This window comes from Kitasatospora misakiensis (assembly GCF_042656005.1).
Lineage (GTDB): Bacteria > Actinomycetota > Actinomycetes > Streptomycetales > Streptomycetaceae > Kitasatospora > Kitasatospora misakiensis.
On the sequence record NZ_JBHSOF010000016.1, the window covers coordinates 21,655 to 41,230 of the forward strand.

Genomic DNA, 19,576 nt, shown 5'->3' on the forward strand with positions numbered 1-19,576 from the left:
GTCGCGCCGGGCGTCGAGGGGAGCGTGGGGGCATGCAGCCGCTGGCAGCGGACGATCCGCGGCAGGTGGGCGCGTACCGGCTGCTGAGGCGGCTCGGCGCGGGCGGGATGGGCCGGGTCTACCTGGGCCGGACGGCGGGCGGGCGGATCGTGGCGGTCAAGGTGGTCCGCCCTGACCTGGCCGGGGACGCCGACTTCCGGGCCCGGTTCCGTCAGGAGGTCGCGGCGGCCAGGCGGGTCGGCGGGGCCTGGACGGCGCCGGTGCTGGACGCGGACACCGAGGGCGGGCACCCCTGGGTGGCCACCGGCTACGTCGCCGGGCCCGCGCTGCTCTCCGCCGTGCGGGAGTTCGGACCGCTGCCCGAGCCGGCCGTGCGGTCCCTGGGCGTCGGCCTGGCCGAGGCGCTCGCCCAGGTGCACGGGCTCGGCCTGGTGCACCGGGACGTCAAACCTTCGAACGTGCTGCTGACCCTGGACGGCCCGCGGCTGATCGACTTCGGCATCGCCCGCGCGCTGGACGCCACCACCGTGCTCACCCAGTCCGGCCAGGTGGTCGGCTCGCCGGGGTTCATGTCGCCGGAGCAGGCGAACGGACTGCCCGCCGGGCCGGCCGGCGACGTCTTCTCGCTCGGCGCGGTGCTCGCGTACGCGGCGACGGGCACGATGCCGTTCGGCTCCGGGGTGAGCGCGCCCGTCCTGCTCTACCGGGTGGTGCACGAGGAGCCGGACCTCGCCGGGTTGGCGCCGGGGCCGCTGCGCTCGATCGTGCTCGACTGCCTGGCCAAGGATCCGGCCGCGCGTCCGACGCCGGGGCGGCTGAGGGAGTGGCTGGACGGTGACGGCTCGGCCGCCGCCCGGCTGGGGCACGGGGACTGGCTGCCGCAGGGGCTGGCGGCGGCGGTCGGACGCAGTGCGGTGCAGCTGCTGGAGCTGGAGGAGGTGCGGGAGGAGGCCGCCACGGGGAGCAGGGCTGCGCCCGGGTTCGGACCGGCGGTACCGCCGGTGCCGCCCGGCTTCGGCCCGGTCCCGCACCTGGCCCCACCGCCGTCGATACCGGCCACGAGGCCGGTCTATGTGAGGGCCCCGCAGTCGCCGCGCGGCCGAGCGGGGCTCGGCGCGTTGGCGTCCGCGGTGACCGTCGTACTGCTGGCGGGCGGCGGGTACCTGTGGGTCCAGAAGCTGCGGGACGACGACCGGCGGACCGGCGGTCCGGGCGCAGCCTCGAAGCCGACGCCCTCCGCCCCGGCCACCGGTGCGTCGGGTTCGCCGTCCGCCCAGCCCACGGGCGAATCGCCGTCCGCCCCGGCCGCGCGCGAGACGACGTCCGACGGCCCGGCCTCGGAGAGCCCCGACCCCACCGACGAGGGCTCCGAGCCCTCCCCGTCCGCCACCGACCCGGGGCCGGGCGTCATCCCGGCGAAGTTCCTCGGCACCTGGACCGGCGAGCGCAAAGCCGCCAACGGGGACGTCCTCACCCTCACCCTCACGCTCGCCCAGTCGGCGCCGAGCGAGAGGAAGAGCAGGATCCGGTCCGAGTCGGCGAAGACCGGCACCTGGTGCGAGAGCGCCTGGACGCTCGGCTCCGCCGACGAGTCCCGGGTCGTCTACGCCTCCCGGCTGACCGGCTCCTCGCCCGGCGAACGCTGCGCCTCCGAGAGCTCGACGTACCGGGTGGTGATGATGACGCCGGACGACACGCTCCGGTACAGCGTGGAGCTGGCCAAGCCGGAGGAGTACGTGGTGCTGCGGAAGAAGGGCTGACGCCCGCGCGGGAAGGCCCTGCCGCGGGAAGGCCCCTCACCCCCGCCGTTCCCGGTGGTAGGCGACGTACCGGTGCAGCCCCTGCCGATTGGACGGGAGGGTACGGGCGTCGGCGAGGGCGGCGAGTTCGGCGGCGCGGGTGGTGCTGAAGCGGGCGGCGGCGTCCTCGAAGGACATCGGTGAGCGGTCGGGCCGGGCCGTCGGCACCGGCAGCAGGGCCAGCGCCCCCGCGAGCCGCCGGTTGTCGGCGTCGGCGGCCGCGGCCCGATGCACGGCCTGCCAGAAGTCCCGGTACTCGACCCGGCGCAGGCCGAAGGTGGTGCCGAAGGCGCCGAGCACGTCGTCCAGGCGCAGCGGGCCGGGGCGCAGCAGGTGGAAGTAGCCGGGCCGGCGGTGGCTGACGGCGGCGACCAGCAGCCGTCCGACGTGGTCGACCGGGGTGTAGTCGGTGGCCAGGTCGCTGGTGAACCAGGCACCCACCCGCAGGCAGGCCTGGACGAGCAGTTCGACCCGGGAGTCGGGATTGGGGATTCCGGTGCGGGTGGCCGGCATGACCTCGCCGAGCCGGTGCACCGCGACCGCCATGCCGCGGTCGGCGGCGGTCTGGAGCAGGCGTTCGGCGACCCATTTGGACTGGCCGTAGCCGGTGTCGGGCGTGTGGCTCGCCGGGACCGGCCGTTCGAGGACCGAGCCGGCGCCGCTCGGGTCCGGCGGGCAGGCGGCGAGGGTGGAGACGAAGTGCACGGTCTTGGGCCGGCCGGTGGCGGCGAGCCGCAGGAGTTCCACCGTCCCGGTCACATTGGTGCGGCGGTGGGCGCGGTAGCCGCGCACCAGGTTGACCATGGCGCCGGCGTGCACCAGGGTGTCGAGCTGATCGGCCAGCCGGTGGTGGTCGGCCCGGTTCAGGCCGAGCCGGGGGCTGCTCAGATCGCCGGGTACGGCGACGATCCGGTGGCCGGTGCCCTCGCGCCACAGCCGGTACCGGTGCAGGGCGTCCGCCACTCGACGGCGCGCCTCGTCGGGGCCGTCCGCGCGGACCAGGCAGTGGACGGTGGCGTCGGTCCGGTCCAGCAGGTCGTGCAGCAGCTGGGCGCCGACGAAGCCGGTCGCGCCGGTGAGCAGCAGGTGCCGGGGCGGTCCGGCGGGGGTGCCGGTGGGCCGGATGTCGGCGGGCAGGGTCAGGTCGCCGACGGGCGCGGCGGTGACGAACGCCGCGGTGGCGGCCGGGGTGGCGGGCAGGGCGCGGCCGCCGTCGAGCGCGGCGGCCTGGAGCGCGATGGTCGGCGCGTGGACGATGTCGCGGATCGAGAGCGGGGTGTCGAAGCGGGCGGAGACCGCGAGGGCGAGCCGCTGGGCGCGGAGCGAGTCGCCCCCGCTGTCGAAGAAGTCGGCGTCGGCGCTGGTGACGGGTTCCGGCAGCAGGGCGTTCCACAGCTCGGCGAGGGCGCGTTCGGTGCTGCTCCCGGTGGCGGCCCAGCCGTTCGGTTCGATCGGCGCGGGGGTGTCGAGGAGTCGGGCGAGGGCTTTGCGGTCGGTCTTCCCGTTGCCGTTCACCGGTACCGCGTCGAGCTTGACGAACCGCTTCGGGACGAGCTCCGCCGGCAGCAGCGCGCGGACGTACGACCTGAGATGACGCTTCGTCAGATCACGGCGCAGGGTGACGAACGCGGCCAGGTACTGCCCTCCGCCGTCGTCGCCGACCAGCACCTTGGCCTCGCGCACCGAGGGGTGCGAGCTGATCGCGTGCTCGATCTCGGAGAGCTCCACCCGGACGCCGCCGATCTTCACCTGCTGGTCGCGCCGGCCGTCGAAGTGGAGGAGCCCGTCCGGGCCGTAGTGGCCGAGGTCGCCGGTGCGGTACATCCGCTTCCCGGACAGCTCGGGGAAGGGGTTCTCGACGAAGGCGAGGGCGGTGCGGTCGGGGTCGCCGAGGTAGCCGGTGCCCAGGCAGGCGCCGCCGATGCAGATCTCGCCGATCTCCCCGGTGGCGGCCGGCCCCCCGCGCTCGTCGAGCACGATCGCCCAGGTGTTGTCGATCGGCCGGCCGATCGGCAGAGGGGCGGTGTCCCGCGCGGTCACCTCGTGGAAGACGGAGCCGATCGAGGCCTCGGTGGGGCCGTAGGTGTTGGTGACCCGCAGGTGCGGGAGGAGCCGCCGCAGGGTGCGTACGCTCTCCGGGGCGATCTCCTCGCCGCCGACCAGCAGCATCCGCAGACTCGCCAGTCCCTTCACCAACTCCGGCTCGGAGTCGAGGAGTTCGACGAGGGCGGTGAGGATGGTGGGCACGAAGTCGGTCATCGTGACGCGGTGGCGCTCGATGACGCCGACGGTGGCGGTCAGGTCGAGGAGGTCGTGCGGTCGGGGGATGACCACCCGGCTGCCGCAGGTGAGCGGCCAGAGCAGCTGCCACAGTGAGGAGTCGAAGGTGTGGCGGCTGTTCTGCAGCACCACGTCGCGGGGGGAGGAACCGAACCGGCGGCCCATCGCGAGCAGCCGGTTCGCCAGGCCGCTGTGCAGGTTGAGGGCGCACTTGGGGGTCCCGGTGGAGCCCGAGGTGTAGAAGCCGTAGGCGAGTTCGTCCGGGCGCGGCGGCGCTGGCAGCGCGGGCGGCGCACCGGGCGCGGGCCCGCCGACCGACTCGACGGCGAGGGTCGGGCCGGCCCCGGAGACCGGCTCGACGACGAGGGCCGGGGCAGCCCAGCCGTCCGGCGCGGCGCCGGGGGAGAGCAGGATCGCACCGGGGTCGCAGGCCTCGACCATGGCGCGCAGCCGCGGGCCGGGCCACTGCTCGTCCAGCGGGACGAACACGGCGGCGCAGCGCATCACCGCGAGCATGGCGACCAGGAGTTCGGGCCCGCCGGCCATCACCAGCGGAACGAGGTCGCCCCGGCGCACCCCGGCGCGGGCCAGCCGGCCGGCCAGGGCGTCGACCCGGCGCATCAGCCCGCGGTACGTCAGGGTGCCGCCGGGATGCGCGACCGCGACGGCGTCGGGACTGCGGGCGGCCGAGGCCTCGACGAGGCTCCAGGCGGTGGTGTCCGGGTGGTGGAGGACGGTGTCGCCGCAGAACTGGCCCAGCTGCCGCTCGGTCGGGGCTCGCATGGATCTCCCTTGGTTGCTGAACGAGGACGGGGACGGGGGCAGAAGCGGGGCCGCGGCCGGGGCCTGGTCCGGCGACGGGGATACGGGTGCGCGGGACCCGGCGTGACCGGGCCGGCCGACGGCCGCAGCAGGTGCGGCCGCCGGCCGGCCCGGGAACGGCTCAGGGCCTCAGCGGCACCGGGACGGTTCTCAGACCTCGGTCGCCACCCAGCTGATGTACCAGCCGTGGCTCACGGCGTACTCGACCGTCAGCGGACGGCCGTCCTGCCAGCGGACGTAGATCCGGAAGCCCTTCGAGGTCGGGGTGTAGATGGTGTTCCCGCCGCTGGTCGTCCACATCGAGTCGCGGCCGCAGAGGTTGGCGGTGTAGACCGGCGTCTCGCTGAAGTTGCCGCCGGAGGTGTCGACGTCGATGTAGATGCCGGTGCCGTTGTCCTCCTCGACGTGCTGCTGCCAGGCGTCGATGGGGGTGTTGCCGGCGATGAACCTGGGGTTGGACATACCTGTCTCCTTGCAGTGGGTCGGAGAAACGGGCAGGGGCGGATCAGAATGGATCGCTGGCGTACCAGGGATCATCCACCGCAGCCGAGTCTGAGTGAATGTTCCATTGATCACAAGAGCACCGAATGCGAACCATCGAATTCCGGATGAGAATATGGATCACCGGTTCGTTCTGATCAACGGCAGTGCGGCCCGCGCTTCTTGACGCCATGCGGTTCGATCGTGCTATACCTGTGGCTTCTGACGTGGTCCGATCAATGGGTGTCCGTGTGCGCTGGTCCACCTGCCCGCCGAAGCGCGCCGTCTCAGCTGTCGGACCGTCATGATCTGTCATGATCTGAATTCCAGGAATCTTCAGTGTGTGAGGAGCGCGTGACAATCATGACCGAATTCCCTGCCGCCCCGGAGATTTCCGCCGCCGATTCCTGGGAGGATCTCGTTCCGGTCGTGGAACTCGCCTACGGGGGCTACGGGCACTCCGCGGAGTACCACGCCTCGGCGGCGTCGATCTTCGAACCCAAACGTTCGCTGGTCGCCCGGACCGGCGGCCGAACCCGCGGGACCTGTGCCGTCTACTCGCTGGAGATGACCCTGCCGGGCGGCCCCCGGGCGGTGGCCGGCCTCGGCTATCTGACCGTCGCGCCCGAGTACCGGCGGCGCGGCGTCATGCGCGCCATGGTGCTGCGCGTCCTGCACACCCTGCACGACAGCGGCGCCGAACCGGTGGCGGCCCTCAACACCACCGAGGCCGGAATCTACGGCCGCTTCGGGTTCGGGCTCGCCAGCCAGGCCGCCAAGGTGCGGATCCCCCGGCACGCCCGGGAACTGCGCGCGACGGCCGGCGGCGAGCGGACCGTCCGGATCGGCGGACCGGAGGAGCACACCGCCGCCATCGCCGCCGTCCACGCGCGGTGCGTCGGGGAACGCCCCGGGATGCTGCGCCGGGACGCCGCCTGGGCCGCCCGGGCCGTCCTGGACCTGCCCGACCACCGGGGCGCGAGCGGACGGCTGCTCTGCATGGTGGCCGAGGCGGACGGGGAGCCGTCCGGCTACGCCCTCTACCGGCTGACCTCGGCCTGGGAGGACTCGGTGCCGCGGTACGAGGTCTCGGTGCGGGAGCTGTTCGCCCGCGACCCGGCCTCCGGCGCGGCGCTGTGGCGCGCCCTGCTCGACGTCGACCTGGCCGGCAGCGTGGTCGCCGACCGGCCGGTGGACGACCCGGTGCTCGCCCTGCTCACCGACCCGCGCAGCGCGGCGCCCGTGCTGCGCGACCAACTGCACGTGCGCCTGGTGGACGTGGACCGGGCGCTGGAGCAGCGCGGCTACGCCGCCGAGATCGACGTCGTCCTGGACGTCACCGACCCGCTCTGCCCGTGGAACGAGCGGCGGTTCCGGCTGCGCACCGGCCCCGAGGGCGGCGAGTGCCGGCCCACCACGGCCGCGGCGGACCTGGAGCTGACGGCCCGGGAGCTGGGCGCCCTGCACCTCGGCGGCACCTCGCTGGTGCAACTCGCCCGGGCGGGCCTGGTGCGCGAACTCCGCCCGGGCGCCGTCCGGGCCGCCGCCACGGCGTTCCGCCACGATCCCGCCCCGTTCTGCCCCGTCGTCTTCTGACCCGGAGCGGCGGCGCACTCACGACGCTCAGGCCACCGTTCGCCCCCGCCGACGGTCCCCGACACGTCCCGACGTTCCCCCGACATCCGACCGAGCACCGACCGACGCCCTACCAAGGAGCCTCATGCCTGGTCCCGGATACGCGCACTTCGGCGCCGAGGAGCGCCGCAACCTCCTCGCCGTCGTCGACTCCTGGCTCGCCACCTCCGACGCGCACTCCCGCCCACCCGGCGTGGACGCCCAGGTCCGGGGCCTGGAGCGGGAGTTGTCGGAGTACTTCGCCAGCCCGCACTGCCTGGCCGTCAACAGCGGCACCTCCGCCCTGCTGGCCGCGCTCGCCGCGCTCGGCATCGGACCGGGCGACGAGGTCATCGTGCCCGGCTACCTCTACACCGCCTCCGTCTCGGCCGTCGTCTTCGCGGGCGCCACCCCGGTGTTCGCCGAGATCGACGAATCGCTGACCCTCGACCCGGCCGACGTCCTGGACCGGATCACCCCGCGCACCAAGGCCGTCATGCCCATCCACATGCTCGGCGCGCCCTGCGACCTGGCGGCCCTCGGGCAGATCGCCGACGACCACGGGCTGTTCCTGCTGGAGGACGCCGCCCAGGCCTGCGGGGCGACCTACCGGGGCCGCCCGGTCGGCACCTTCGGCCAGGCCGGCGCGTTCTCCACCAACATCTTCAAGGTGATCACCGGCGGCGACGGCGGCTTCCTGCTCACCCCGGACGAGCGCCTCTTCCAGCGCGCCTACTCCTTCCACCACCACGGCTGGTACCCCTACGGGGAGGAGACCGGGGACGGCGACCAGCTCTTCGGCCTCAACCTGCGGATGAACGAGTTCACCGCGGCCGTCGCCCGCGCCCAACTCGGCCGGCTGGACGCGATCCTGGAGCACAACCGGACGCTGGCCCGGGCGCTGTCCGCCGCCATCCCGGCCCGCGACGGCCTGCGCCCGCGCCTGCTGCACGACGCCGACGGCGACTGCGCGACCCTGCTGGTGTACCTCTTCGACGACGCGGCGAGCGCCGACGCCGTGGCCAAGGAGCTCGGCACCCGCACGCTGCTCCACTCGCCCAAGCACTACTACGGCGGCCTGCCCGAACTCGCCTCCCTGATGGCCGGCGACGCCCGCCCGAGTCCCTTCCGCCGACCGCCCGAGCGGCCGCGGCACGACTACCGGGCCGGCGCGCTGCCGCGGACCGACGACGTCCTCGCCCGCTCCCTCGCGCTGACCGTCGGCCTCACCGACACCTACCTGGGTGCCGACTTCGGACTGACCGCGCGCAGCACCCCGGCCGACGTGGACGCCGTCGCGGAGCGGTGCCGCACCGCCGTGGCCGAAGTGCTGGGCCCGTGACGGCCGCCCACGCGCTGCCCGGTCCCGACGACGCGCTTCCCGGCGCCGGTACCGATCTCGCCGAAGAGGCGTCCGCTCCCGACGACGCCGATGTGATCGTGGTCGGCGCCGGCTTCACCGGCCTGGCCGCCGCGCACGAACTCGCCCTGGCCGGACTCCGCTGCCGGGTCGTCGAATCGGCCGACCGGATCGGCGGCCTCGCCGCGACCTTCCCGGTCGGCGACCGGCAGTTGGAGCAGTTCTACCACCACTGGTTCGACTCCGACCGCGAGATCTTCCGGCTCTGCGCCGAACTCGGCTGCGCCGACCTGGTCGAACGCCACCCCACCAGCACCGGCGTCTACCACGCCAACGCGGTGTACCGCCTCTCCAGCCCGCTCGACGTGCTGCGCTTCGCCCCGCTGCCGCCGGCCGACCGGCTGCGGCTCGGACTGTCGGCTGTACGGGCCGGCCGGGTGCGGCACTGGCGGGAGCTGGAGTCACTCACCGCCGAGCAGTGGCTGGTCCAGCTGGGCGGGCGCCGGGCCTTCGAGGTGGTCTGGCGCCCGCTGCTGGAGGGCAAGTTCGGCAGCTACGCCTCCCAGGTCGGCGCCACCTGGATGTGGACCAAGCTGCACCTGCGGGGCGGCAGCCGGTCCCGCTCGGGCCGGGAGGTGCTGCACTACCTGCGGGGCGGCTCCGGGGTCCTGCTGGAGGCCTGGCGGGACCGGCTCCAGCAGCTGGGGGTGGAGCTGCACACCGGCAGCCCGGTCCGCTCGGTCCTGGTCGGGGAGCGGGGCGTGACCGGCGTGCGGACCGGTGACCGCACCCTGCGGGCCCGCCGGGTCCTGGTGACCACCGCCCCCGGACTGCTGGCCGGCATGCTCGACGGGGCCGTCGGCGCCCACCCCGCCCTCCCGGGGCTGGTACGTAGGCTGCGGGCCGTCCCCTACCTGGCCAACCTGTGCCTGGTCCTGGAGAACCGCCGGGCGCTCTCCGACACCTACTGGCTCAACGTCACCGACCCGGAGTTCCCCTACGTCGGCGTCATCGAGCACACCAACCTCGACACCCCGGACCACTACGGCGGCCGCCACCTCGTCTACCTGTCGAAGTACCTGCCGGTCGACGCCGAGCTGTACCGGATGAGCGACCCGGAGGTCTACGCCCACAGCCTGCCCCACCTGCGCCGGATGTTCCCGCGGTTCCGCGAGGACTGGGTGCACCGCTACCACGTCTGGCGGGCCGAGCACGCCCAGCCGGTGATCACCACCGGCTACTCCCGGCGCGTCCCCGGGGTCGAGTGCGCCGTGCCCGGCCTCTACATGTCGAGCATGGCGCAGGTCTTCCCGGAGGACCGCGGCACCAACTACGCCGTGCGGCACGGCCGGACCGCCGGACGGCTCATCGCGGACCGGATCCGCACCCGCGAGCGCGCGGGGCTCCGCACGGCACCGACCGAGGAGGCGGTATGAACGACCTGCTGGACATCGCGGACGCCGAGCGCCTGACGGAGGATCAGGTGCACGCGCTCTACCGGAGGTTCGTCAGCCGGAGCCAGGTCTCCCTGGTCGGGGCGTTCGGCTTCGGGCACGACCGGGTCGAGAGCGCCGAGGGCTGCTGGATCACCCTGCGCGACGGCCGGCGCATCCTGGACTTCACCGGCGGGATCGGCGTCCTCAACCACGGCCACAACCACCCGCGGATCCTCGCCGCCCGCCGCAACTTCGCCGAGCAGCGCCGGATGGAGGTCCACAAGAACTACCTCTCGCCCTACGTCGCGGCCCTCAGCCACAACCTCGCCCGGCTGCTCCCCGGCGACCTCGACGTCAGCTACTTCCCCAACTCCGGTGCGGAGGCGGTCGAAGGCGCCGTCAAACTCGCCTACAAGTACCACGCCGGACGCCGCGGCACCGTGCTGCACACCGACATCTCCTTCCACGGCAAGCTCCTCGGCGCGGGCAGCCTGACCGCCTCGCCCGAACTCCACTTCGACTACCCGAGGATCCCCGGCACCGACTACTTCGGCTACGGGGACCTCGACTCCTTCGCCCTCGCGCTGGACCGGCACCGCGCGATCGACGGCGGCAGCGACGTCTACGCCGTCGTGCTGGAGCCGCTCAGCGCCTCCAGCCTGCGGGAATGCTCGGGGGAGTTCCTCCGCGAGGTCCGCCGGCTCTGCACCGAGCAGGACATCGTGCTGGTCTTCGACGAGGTCTACACCGGCTGGGGCCGCACCGGCGCGCTGTTCCACTTCATGCACCACCCGGGGCTGGTCCCCGACGTCGTGACGATGTCCAAGTCCTTCGGCGGCGGCAAGGCGTCCATCGCCGGATACGTGGCCCGCGAACCCGTCTTCCGCCGCGCCTACGACAACCTCCAGGACGCCACCCTGCACAGCACGACCTACTACGGCTTCGGCGAGGAGACCGCCACCGCGCTGGAGGCCGTCGCCGTCGCCGTCGAGGACGACTACCCGGGGCGCGCCCGCAAACTCGGCGCCGTCCTGGAGGCGGGCCTGCGGGACATCGCGGTCCGGCACCCCGCCCTGGTCGCCTCGACCGCCGGGAGCGGCGCCCTGCACGGGGTCTTCCTCAAGGCCGGCCCGGCCTCGCTCGACCGCCTGGTGCCGCTGCTCCCCGCGGCCCTCGGGCGTGACCCCCGGCTCCGGACCAAGCTGATCACCGGAGCGGTGATCGCCGCCCTCTACCGCGACCACGGCGTGCTGACCTTCTTCGGCTCCAACCACGGCCTGCCGTTGATCGTCGCACCGCCGCTGGTCGCCGAGGAACCCGAAGCGGAAACGTTTCTGCGGGCGCTCGACGAGGTGCTCGGCCAGGGCGCGGTGCGCCTGCTCGGCCGGCTGGCCGGGGAACTCGCCGCCGGGAGGCTCCGCCCGTGACGGTCGACCTCCTCCTGCGGATCTGGCCACTGCGCCACCCCGCCCTGGGCGGCCCGGACGCCCGCGCGGCGGCCCGCGCCCACGTCCTCGGCAGCCTCGCCCGGCTCGCCCCGCACTACCGGGCCGGTCTGGCCCTGGCGCTGTGGCTGGTCCCGCCCGCGCTCCTGCTGCTGACCGGCCGCCGCCCGGCGACCGCCCCGCCGGCCGTCCTGCTGGACGGGCTCCGGCGGGTCGAACGGCTGCCGCTGCTCGGCCGGGCGGTGCGGACGGCGGAGACGCTCGCGCTGTACAGCGGACTGGACGCCGCCGCGGCCGCCGCCACCGCCGGGGTCACCGTCGAGGCGACCATCGAGGCCACCGCCGAGCCGCGCGTCCCCCTGCCGCGGACCGCCGACCGGGCGGGCACCCGATGAGCCGAGCACCGCGGCCGATCGACTGCGACGCGCTGGTGATCGGCTCCGGCGCCGGCGGCAGCGTCGCCGCCCTCGGCCTGGCCCGGGCCGGGCGCGACACCGTCGTCCTCGAAGAGGGCCCCCGGGTCACCACGGCCGAGATCGCCGCCGCCACACCCGCCCAGAACCTCCGCCGCCTCTACCGCCACGCCGGCCTCGCCCCGATCCACGGCCGGCCCGTCATCGCCTTCGGCGAGGGCTGCTGCGTCGGCGGCACCACCGTCGTCAACGGCGGACTGCTCTGGGAGCCCCCCGCCGACCTGCTCGACCGCTGGGCCGACCACGCCGGCACCGACGGCTACCGCCGCCCCGACCTGGACCGCCACCTGCGCGAGATCACCCGCCGCCTCGGCGTCGCCGTCCAGCGACCCGGCGACGGCAACCGCGACTCCCGCCTGCTCGCCGACGGCGCCGACCGGCTGGGCTGGCACTGGGCCGCCGCCCGCCGGGCCGCCCCCGGCTGCTCGCACGCCAACCGCTGCCCCACCGGCTGCCCGTCCGGCGCCAAACAGAGCATGCTGCTCAGCTACCTGCCCGCCGCCGAACGCCACGGCGCCCGCATCCACCCTCGGACCCGCGTCCTCGGACTGAGTCACCGCCGCCGGAGCGTCACCGCCGTCCACGCCCTCGGCCCCGAGGGCGAACCGCTCACCTACCGGCCGCGCACCGTGGTCCTCGCCGCCGGACCGATCGGCAGCCCGGCCCTGCTCCAGCGCAGCGGCATCCACCGCCGCCACGCCGGCCGCCGCACCGCCGTCCACGTCAACCTGAAGGTCGTCGCCCGCTTCCCGGAACCCGTCCGGGCCACCCGCGGCACCATCTTCACCGCCCAGCTCCAGCACTTCCAGGACCAGGGCCTGCTGGTGATGCCCGCCAACCTCACCCCCGGCGCCCTCGGGGCCGCCCTGGCCGGCCACGACCCGCGGACCGTCGACGCCCTGCTCGCGGACCTCGACCGGACCGCCCTGTTCACCGCCCAGGTCCGGGTGGACGGACCGGTCGCCGTCACCTCCCTGCCCGGCGGCCGGACGCTGCTGCGCCACCGGCTCACCGCCGCCGACGGCCACCGGCTGCGCTCCGCGCTCCACCTCACCGCCCGCCTGCTCCTCGCCGCCGGAGCCACCGCCGTCCACCCGCCCTTCCCCGGCCCCCCACTGCGCTCGGAGGCCGAGGCCCGGCAGTGCGCCGAGCACAGCTCCCTCGCCGACTGGCCCCTGGTCTCCGTCCACGCGATGGCCTCCTGCCCGATGGGCACCCCGGCCGGCGGCGGACTCTGCGACCCCGTCGGACGGCCGTACGGCTTCGACAACCTCCACCTCTGCGACGCCTCGGTGCTCCCTGGCGCGACCGGCATCAGCCCCCAGGGCACCGTGATGGCCTTCGCCCACGAGATCACCGAACGGCTACTGGAGAGCACCCGACCGCAGCTCACCCGAGCGCAGACCAGCCGACCGCAGACCACGCGACCGCAGAGCACCCCACTGCGGCCCACCCGACGGGAGACCACCGGATGACGCACGACCAGGCACCGCACGGCCTCCCGGGCGTGATCGAGCCGGACGGGGCGGAGGTCACCTGCGACCTCGCGATCCTCGGCTCCGGCATGGGCGGAGCCACCCTCGCCCACGCGCTGCGCTCCTCCGGCGCGCGGATCCTCGTCGTCGAACGCGGCGACTTCCTGCCGCGCGAGCACCAGAACTGGTCCCCGGAAGCCGTCTTCGTCCAAGGCCGCTACCGCAACGGCGACCAGTGGCAGGACGCCCAGGGCCGGCCCTTCCAGCCCGGCGTCCACTACTACGTCGGCGGCAACACCAAGGTCTACGGCGCCACCCTCCCGCGCTTCCGCGAGACCGACTTCGGCCCGGTCGCGCACGCCGAGGGCGACGCCCCCGGCTGGCCGATCGGCTACGCCGACCTGGAACCCCACTACGGCCGGGCCGAGGACCTCTACCGGGTGCACGGCACCCGCGGCGAGGACCCCACCGACCCCTGGCGCTCCACCGACTACCCTCACCCGGCCGTCGAACACGAGGGCGGGGTCGCCGAACTCGCCGACCGGCTGCGCGGCCAGGGCCTGCGCCCGTTCCACATGCCGGTCGGCATCGACCTGCGCGAGGGCGGCGACTGCGTGCGCTGCGGTACCTGCGACGGCTTCCCCTGCCTGCTCGGCGCCAAGAGCGACGCCGACGTCCGCGCGCTGCGCCCGGCCCTGGCCGCCGGCGAGGTCCAACTGCTGACCCGTACCCTGGTCGGCCGGCTGCACACCGACGCCACCGGACGGCGGGTGACGCACGCCGTGGCGACCCGGGACGGCAAGGAGCTGACGATCCGGGCCGGGCGCTTCGTGCTCGCCTGCGGCGCCGTCAACACCGCGGCGCTGCTGCTGCGTTCCAGCCTCGCCAACGGATCGGGCCGGGTCGGGCGCAACTACATGGTGCACAACAGCACCTTCCTGGTCGCCGCCGACCCCGCCCGCCGCAACCGGGCGGTCTTCCAGAAGACCCTGGGCCTGAACGACTGGTACCTCGCCGACGGCGGTCGCGCCGCGCTCGGCAACGTGCAGATGCTGGGCAAGCTCCAGGAGCCCATGGTGCGCGCGGCCCGCCCGAACGTGCCCGCCGCCGTCCGGCGGTTCGTCACCCGCCGCAGCCTCGACCTCTACCTGACCAGCGAGGACCTGCCGACCCGGGACAACCGCGTCGCCCTGGACGCCGGCGGGCGGATCACCGTGCACTGGCGGCCCAACAACCTCGGCGCCCACCACGAGCTGGTCCGGCGCACCACCGCCTCGCTGCGCGCGGCCGGCTACCCGCTGGTGTTCACCCGGCGGATGGGCATCGAGACCAACTCCCACCAGTGCGGTACGGCCGTGATGGGCACCGACCCGGCCACCAGCGTGGTCGACCCGGGCGGACGCACCCACGAGCACGACAACCTCTGGGTGGCGGACGCCTCGGTCTTCTGCTCGTCGGCGGCGGTCAACCCGGCCCTGACCATCGCCGCCAACGCCTTCCGGATCGCCGGGGGAGTGCTGGCCTGAGGACGGCTCAAGGGTCCTGAGCTGTTCGGCCCGCGGCCGGGTCCAGCAGGTCGCGGGCCAGCAGTCCGGCGCCCAGGCAGCCGGCCTCGTACGCCAGCTCGGCCGGCCGGACCTCCGGCATCACCTGGAAGGCCAGCCGGGCGGCCAACCGCTCCCGCAACGGGTCGAACAGCAGCTCGACCGCGCCCGCCAGCCCGCCGCCCAGCACGATCGCCGACGGGTCGAAGAGGGTGACGGCGACCGCCAGCGACTCGGCCAGCACGTCGACCACCTCGGACCACACCCGCACCGCGTCCGGATCGCCCTCGCGCGCCAGCGCGGCCACCCCGGCGGCGTCCGCCGGCCCGGCGGTGCCGGCGGTGCCGTTGCGGATGGCGGCCAGCTCGCGGTAGTGCCGGAGCACCGCCGGTCCGCCCACCACGGTGGAGACGCAGCCGAGTTGACCGCACCCGCAGGCCTCGCCGCCCGGCCGCACCACCAGGTGCCCGAGCTCGCCCGCCTGCCGGTGCGCGCCGCCGAACGGCCGCCCGCCGATCATCACGGCGGCACCGACGCCGGTGCCGATCGGCACGAACAGGAACACCTCGTGCCCGCGCCCGGCACCGAGCCGCGCCTCGGCGACCCCGCCGGCCCGCACATCGTGCCCGAGCGCGACCGGCACCCCCGCGCGCTCGGCCACCAGCCGGCGCAGCGGCACGTCCCGCCAGCCGAAGGCGGCCGAGAAGACGCCGACGCCCGCCCGCTCGTCGACGATCCCGCAACTGGCCACACCGACCGCCCGGACCGGCGTGCCGCGCCGCTCGGCCGCGGCCTGCGACTCGGAGACGACGTCCAGCAGGGTCTCCACCACGGCCTCGGGCCCCCGGTGGGCGCCGGTGGGCCGCCGGGTGGTGGCCACGGCCGTGCCGTCCGGGCCGAACAGGGCGGCCTTGACGACGGTGCCGCCCACGTCCACGCCGAGGACGACACCGCCGTCTGCCGGAGTCGTGCGAGGACTCACGCGGCGAGCTGCTTGGTGCTGAACGGGATCACGACACGGTGGTTGACCTCGTCGCCGTGGACGGGGTGGCCGTCGGGGGAGAGCATCGAGTAGGCGGTGACCTGCGCGCGGTAGATCCGGATCGGGGAGTCCCCGGCGAAGTCCTGCGGCGGGCGGTAGCGCCGCACCCGCGTCGACTCGTCCGGGTAGCGCCGCCGGTAGTACAGCTCGCAGCCCTCGGCCAGCGCCTCGCCCTCCAGCACCTCGGCGAGCGCGAGCGCGTACAGCGCGTCGCCGCCCCCGCCGGCCGGGTTGGAGTCGTAGAGGATCAGCGAGACCACCGGGTTGGCCGCGATGTTCCGCGAGTGCAGGGTGTCCAGCCCCGACTGCCAGTAGAAGCGGTCCTCGTCGTCCCAGGCGTGGGCCACCGCGGTGACCCACGGGACGGCCTGCGGCGAGGCGGTGCCGAGGGTCAGGTAGCGCGTGGAGCGGAGAAGCTCGCGGGCGGAGGTGCAGAGTTCGTCGTCCGAGTTGGTCACGGTGCCTCCGGATTCGGTGAGCTGACACGTGGTCGCACATCGGTGCGGATCGGATCGCTTGCTCCACCGGGCATCCCGCGGCCGGGCGCCGGGACGCCGGTTCTTCGCGTCCTTACTGTACCGGCGCCGGGCTGCGGCCAGTAGAGGGCCGCGCCGCCGAACGGCCGCCACGGGCCGGCTACCGGACGGTGTCGCCCGGCTCCCGTACGACCGTCCAGCCGCCGCCGCCGTTGCCGCCGCCGTCCAGGGCGTGGACGGGCGGCCGGGGTCGCACCCAGATGTGGGCGAACGGCAGGTCGTAGCCGCCGGATCCGCCGATCACCACCAGGTCCCCCGGCGCCGCGTCGGCCGGCCCGGCGACCTCGTCCGCGAACAGGTCGCCCTCGTAGCAGTTGGCGCCGAGCAGCCGGTACCGCCCGCCGAGGTCGTCCGGCGCGGCGGGGAACCCGATCGGATGCGCCCGGCTCTTCACCGTACGGGCCAGATTCGTCCCGCCGTCCAGCACCAGGAGCTCCCGCCCGTCCCGCGACTTGCGGACCGCCACCCGACAGACCAGCGCGCCGTGTTCCTCCACGAGCGACCGCCCCGGCTCGATCAGCAGGTCCACCTCCTCCGGGCCGAGACCCGCCTCACGGCACCCGGCCGCGACGGCGGCCGCGTACACCTCCCACCCGCGACCGGGGACCCCGCGGGGCGGGAACCCGCCGCCGACGTCCACCGTCAACCGGCCCTCGGCCGCCTTCGCCAGCCGCCGCAGCACCTCCGCCCACGACACCAGCGCCTCGCGGTACGCCTCCGGCCCGGACAGCGTCGCCACCCCGACGTGCACGCTGCGCACCGGCAGCCCCGCCCGGCCCAGCAGCTCGCGGGCCCGTTCCACCTCGGCCGGCAGCAGCCCGAACCGCGACCACTCGCCGCCACCGCCCCGGGTCGCCAGCCGCAGCCCCACCGGCGGCCGCCCGCCGGGCAGTTCGAGCAACTGCCGCAGCTCGGTCAGCGAGTCGACGTGGACCAGCACGCCGAGCCGCGCCGCCCGGGCCAGCTCCGCCGGGCTCTTCACCGGCCCGTCGAAGACGATCCGCTCCGGTGCGAACCCGTCCGCCAACGCCAGCTCCAACTCCGCGCCCGACACCACCTCGGCCGTCCCGCCCAGCTCCGCCAGCCGCCGGGTCACCGCCGCCAGCGGATTGGTCTTGTACGAGTACGCCACCGTCAGATGGGGGAACTCCCGCCGCCAGACGCGTCCCATCTCCCGGTAGGCCGCGCCGAGTTCCTCCAGGTCGAACAGGTAGAACGGCGTCGCACACCGCCCCGCCACCTCCAGCGCCCCAGTCCGCAAACGATCGTTCAGCACGGTGCACCACCTCCGGCTCGGTTCGTTCGTACGGCCACGACGCACGATAGGCCGGTCCCGCCCCGTTGTCAGCGCCCCGACGCAGCCACGCACCGGTCACCACCCCACCGCGATCTCTCCGAGGAGGTCGGGGTTGTCCTCGGCGACCACCGCGACATCGGCCAGGGCATGGGCGGTCTCGACCGACCTGCTCCGCGCCTGACCTCCCGACACCGCACCACCCCTGCGTCCCAGCTGCCCCGGCATCGACGAGCCGGCCGCCTTCCGGAAAGCGACTGTGGGCCCACGTCGCTCTCGGTGGGGGCCGGGCCCGTCGGCGAACCGCGGTGCTCAGTCGAGGGTGACGGTGAGGACGTCGTCCTCCTGAGAGAGGTGATCGATCGTGATCGAGCCGGTGGCGCCGTCGTAGTCGCCGGTTCCCCCGGTGACCGCGAAGAGGTGGGACCACTGGCGGGGATTGATGACGACCTCGGTCAGCGAGGGCAGTGGACGACGGAAGGCGGTCGAGGCGGTGATCATGCCGTTGCCGAGGAGCAGGACCAGGGACGCGACGATGAGTGCTCCGTCCAGCCCCACGGTCACCGGTGTGCACTGCGCGCTCTCGGTGCCGGCCAGGTTGCCGTCCGCGTCCCGCAGTTCGTAGTGGACGAAGTAGGGCGTGCCCGGCACGAGCACCTCCGGGAGGTCGGCGGCGGTCCTCTTCCCCTTCAGGGTGAGCTGCCGCGCCAGGCCGTCGGCCCGGGCGGCCCCGCCCAACCCGGTGGTGATCCCCACGCCGGCCGCGGCCAGTGAGGTGAGCCGAAGTGCGTTCCTGCGGTCGATGGTCATGCGGGGACTCCCGTGCGCTCGTCGTGCGGCGGACGCGGAGGAGCGCCGCCACTCGCACGGATCTCCGGGCGGCGGGGTCGGCCACCGCTTCCTGCCCCGCATTCGCCCGAACGGGCGACTCCGGCGTGCCATCCGTGGCGGGTCCCGCCTGTCCGGTCCCGTCAGTCGATGTGCAGGGTGAGCGCGGCGGTGTGCAGCTGCCCCGCGGTCTGGAACTGGAGGAAGACCCGCCAGTTGCCCGGTTCGGGGAAGAGGGCCTGGAAGGTCAGCGTTGGCCCGCCGTGGTCGCCGTTCACCGCGTTCGCCGGGTGGAGGTGGGCCAGGGCCAGGTCGCCCTCGTGGAAGGCGGTGAGGTGGGCGTAGGCATCCAGGTAGGGCTGGAGGTCGGTGACCGGGAGGCCGTCCCGGCTGATGGTCGCGGTCAACTGGTGGGCGCCCGCCATCGGCCGGGCGGTCAGGGTGACGCTGTGGCCGTCGGCGGTGGTGGTGTCGGTGGGGGCGGGCAGGGGCACCGGGGCGGCCTCGCCGGGCACCGTCACGGTCCGGCTGAGGACGAGCTCGCGGGGGTGGGCGCCGACGTTCGGGACGAAGTCGGCGTACAGCCGCCAGGTGCCGGGGGCGAGGGCGGCGAGATCGGCGGTCCAGATGCCGTCCTCGGCCATGGCCGGGTGCAGGTGCTGGAAGCCGGTGAGGTCGGTGCGGATCGCGTAGAAGTGCAGCTTCTTGGTCTGGTGGACGGCGAAGTCGGTGACCGGGGAGCCGTCCGGGCCGGTGACGGCGAACCGGAAGGCCGTCGGCCGCCCGCTCGGCAGACCGGCGGTCGCGACGTCCAGCCGGTAGCCGTCCTGCTCGGCGGCGAGGCCGCCGGCGGAACCCGCCTGCTCGGCCGGCATCCCGGGCATCCCCGGCATGCTCGCCGTGGTGGACCGTGCGGATTCGGCCGGAGCCGGCGGGACGGTCAGCGCCATCCCGAGCACGAGCAGCACCGGCACGCAGGAGGCGAGCAGCCAGCGTCGGGCGAGCGGATGGGAGAGCGGACGGGCGGAGGGCGTGTTCATCGGCAGGTCTTTCCCGTAGCGGGCACGGTGCGACGGGCGCCGTCCGGAGCCGCGGGGCTGCGGACGGCGCCCGATCAGGAGACCGCCGGCGGGCCGCGCGATAACGGA

At 74.6% G+C, this 19,576-nt stretch carries 15 protein-coding genes; 8 read left to right on the forward strand and 7 right to left on the reverse strand.

The annotated features are described in order from the left end of the window. Positions 1-32 precede the first annotated feature (32 nt). Positions 33-1,760 (forward strand): serine/threonine-protein kinase, encoded by a 1,728-nt coding sequence (locus ACFP3U_RS14765; RefSeq protein ID WP_380225943.1) that lies wholly within the window; start codon positions 33-35, stop codon positions 1,758-1,760. Positions 1,761-1,796: 36 nt separating this feature from the next. Here the strand turns inward: ACFP3U_RS14765 and ACFP3U_RS14770 are convergent, their stop codons facing one another. Continuing rightward, positions 1,797-4,862 carry a non-ribosomal peptide synthetase gene (locus tag ACFP3U_RS14770; protein WP_380225944.1) on the reverse strand — a complete coding sequence of 1,022 codons (3,066 nt, stop codon included), beginning with the start codon at positions 4,860-4,862 and terminating at the stop codon, positions 1,797-1,799. Positions 4,863-5,051: 189 nt separating this feature from the next. After that, the gene (locus ACFP3U_RS14775; RefSeq protein ID WP_380225945.1) at positions 5,052-5,363 is read right to left on the reverse strand and encodes a hypothetical protein; all 312 of its coding nucleotides are present in this window, start codon (positions 5,361-5,363) and stop codon (positions 5,052-5,054) included. Positions 5,364-5,744: 381 nt separating this feature from the next. On the opposite strand from ACFP3U_RS14775, the gene ACFP3U_RS14780 reads away from it, so the two are divergent. From ACFP3U_RS14780 to ACFP3U_RS14810, 7 genes are all read left to right on the forward strand, one after another. Beyond that, the gene (locus ACFP3U_RS14780) at positions 5,745-6,977 is read left to right on the forward strand and encodes a GNAT family N-acetyltransferase (RefSeq protein ID WP_380225946.1); all 1,233 of its coding nucleotides are present in this window, start codon (positions 5,745-5,747) and stop codon (positions 6,975-6,977) included. Between the two features lie 124 nt (positions 6,978-7,101). Beyond that, complete coding sequence (locus ACFP3U_RS14785; RefSeq protein ID WP_380225947.1) at positions 7,102-8,337, forward strand: DegT/DnrJ/EryC1/StrS family aminotransferase; 1,236 nt, start codon at positions 7,102-7,104, stop codon at positions 8,335-8,337. Beyond that, positions 8,334-9,791, forward strand: a complete 1,458-nt coding sequence (locus tag ACFP3U_RS14790; RefSeq protein ID WP_380225948.1) for an NAD(P)/FAD-dependent oxidoreductase — start codon at positions 8,334-8,336, stop codon at positions 9,789-9,791. The genes ACFP3U_RS14785 and ACFP3U_RS14790 overlap by 4 nt, the downstream gene beginning before the upstream one ends. Beyond that, positions 9,788-11,218 (forward strand): aspartate aminotransferase family protein, encoded by a 1,431-nt coding sequence (locus ACFP3U_RS14795; RefSeq protein WP_380225949.1) that lies wholly within the window; start codon positions 9,788-9,790, stop codon positions 11,216-11,218. The genes ACFP3U_RS14790 and ACFP3U_RS14795 overlap by 4 nt, the downstream gene beginning before the upstream one ends. Further along, positions 11,215-11,631: a hypothetical protein gene (locus ACFP3U_RS14800; RefSeq protein ID WP_380225950.1), complete on the forward strand. Its 417-nt coding sequence runs from the start codon at positions 11,215-11,217 to the stop codon at positions 11,629-11,631. The genes ACFP3U_RS14795 and ACFP3U_RS14800 overlap by 4 nt, the downstream gene beginning before the upstream one ends. Further along, positions 11,628-13,184 carry an FAD-dependent oxidoreductase gene (locus tag ACFP3U_RS14805; RefSeq protein ID WP_380225951.1) on the forward strand — a complete coding sequence of 519 codons (1,557 nt, stop codon included), beginning with the start codon at positions 11,628-11,630 and terminating at the stop codon, positions 13,182-13,184. Before ACFP3U_RS14800 ends, ACFP3U_RS14805 begins: the two co-directional genes overlap by 4 nt. Beyond that, the gene (locus ACFP3U_RS14810; protein WP_380225952.1) at positions 13,181-14,710 is read left to right on the forward strand and encodes a GMC oxidoreductase; all 1,530 of its coding nucleotides are present in this window, start codon (positions 13,181-13,183) and stop codon (positions 14,708-14,710) included. Before ACFP3U_RS14805 ends, ACFP3U_RS14810 begins: the two co-directional genes overlap by 4 nt. A gap of 7 nt (positions 14,711-14,717) precedes the next feature. On the opposite strand, the gene ACFP3U_RS14815 is transcribed toward ACFP3U_RS14810, so the two are convergent. The 5 genes from ACFP3U_RS14815 to ACFP3U_RS14835 form a co-directional block, all read right to left on the reverse strand. Beyond that, complete coding sequence (locus tag ACFP3U_RS14815) at positions 14,718-15,710, reverse strand: ROK family protein (RefSeq protein ID WP_380225953.1); 993 nt, start codon at positions 15,708-15,710, stop codon at positions 14,718-14,720. Beyond that, the gene (locus tag ACFP3U_RS14820) at positions 15,707-16,228 is read right to left on the reverse strand and encodes a pyridoxamine 5'-phosphate oxidase family protein (protein ID WP_380225954.1); all 522 of its coding nucleotides are present in this window, start codon (positions 16,226-16,228) and stop codon (positions 15,707-15,709) included. Before ACFP3U_RS14820 ends, ACFP3U_RS14815 begins: the two co-directional genes overlap by 4 nt. 178 nt (positions 16,229-16,406) lie before the next feature. Further along, positions 16,407-17,582, reverse strand: a complete 1,176-nt coding sequence (locus ACFP3U_RS14825; protein ID WP_380225955.1) for a type III PLP-dependent enzyme domain-containing protein — start codon at positions 17,580-17,582, stop codon at positions 16,407-16,409. Positions 17,583-17,912: 330 nt separating this feature from the next. Next, the gene (locus ACFP3U_RS14830) at positions 17,913-18,410 is read right to left on the reverse strand and encodes a hypothetical protein (RefSeq protein WP_380225956.1); all 498 of its coding nucleotides are present in this window, start codon (positions 18,408-18,410) and stop codon (positions 17,913-17,915) included. A gap of 161 nt (positions 18,411-18,571) precedes the next feature. Further along, the gene (locus ACFP3U_RS14835) at positions 18,572-19,468 is read right to left on the reverse strand and encodes a hypothetical protein (protein ID WP_380225957.1); all 897 of its coding nucleotides are present in this window, start codon (positions 19,466-19,468) and stop codon (positions 18,572-18,574) included. Positions 19,469-19,576 lie beyond the last annotated feature (108 nt).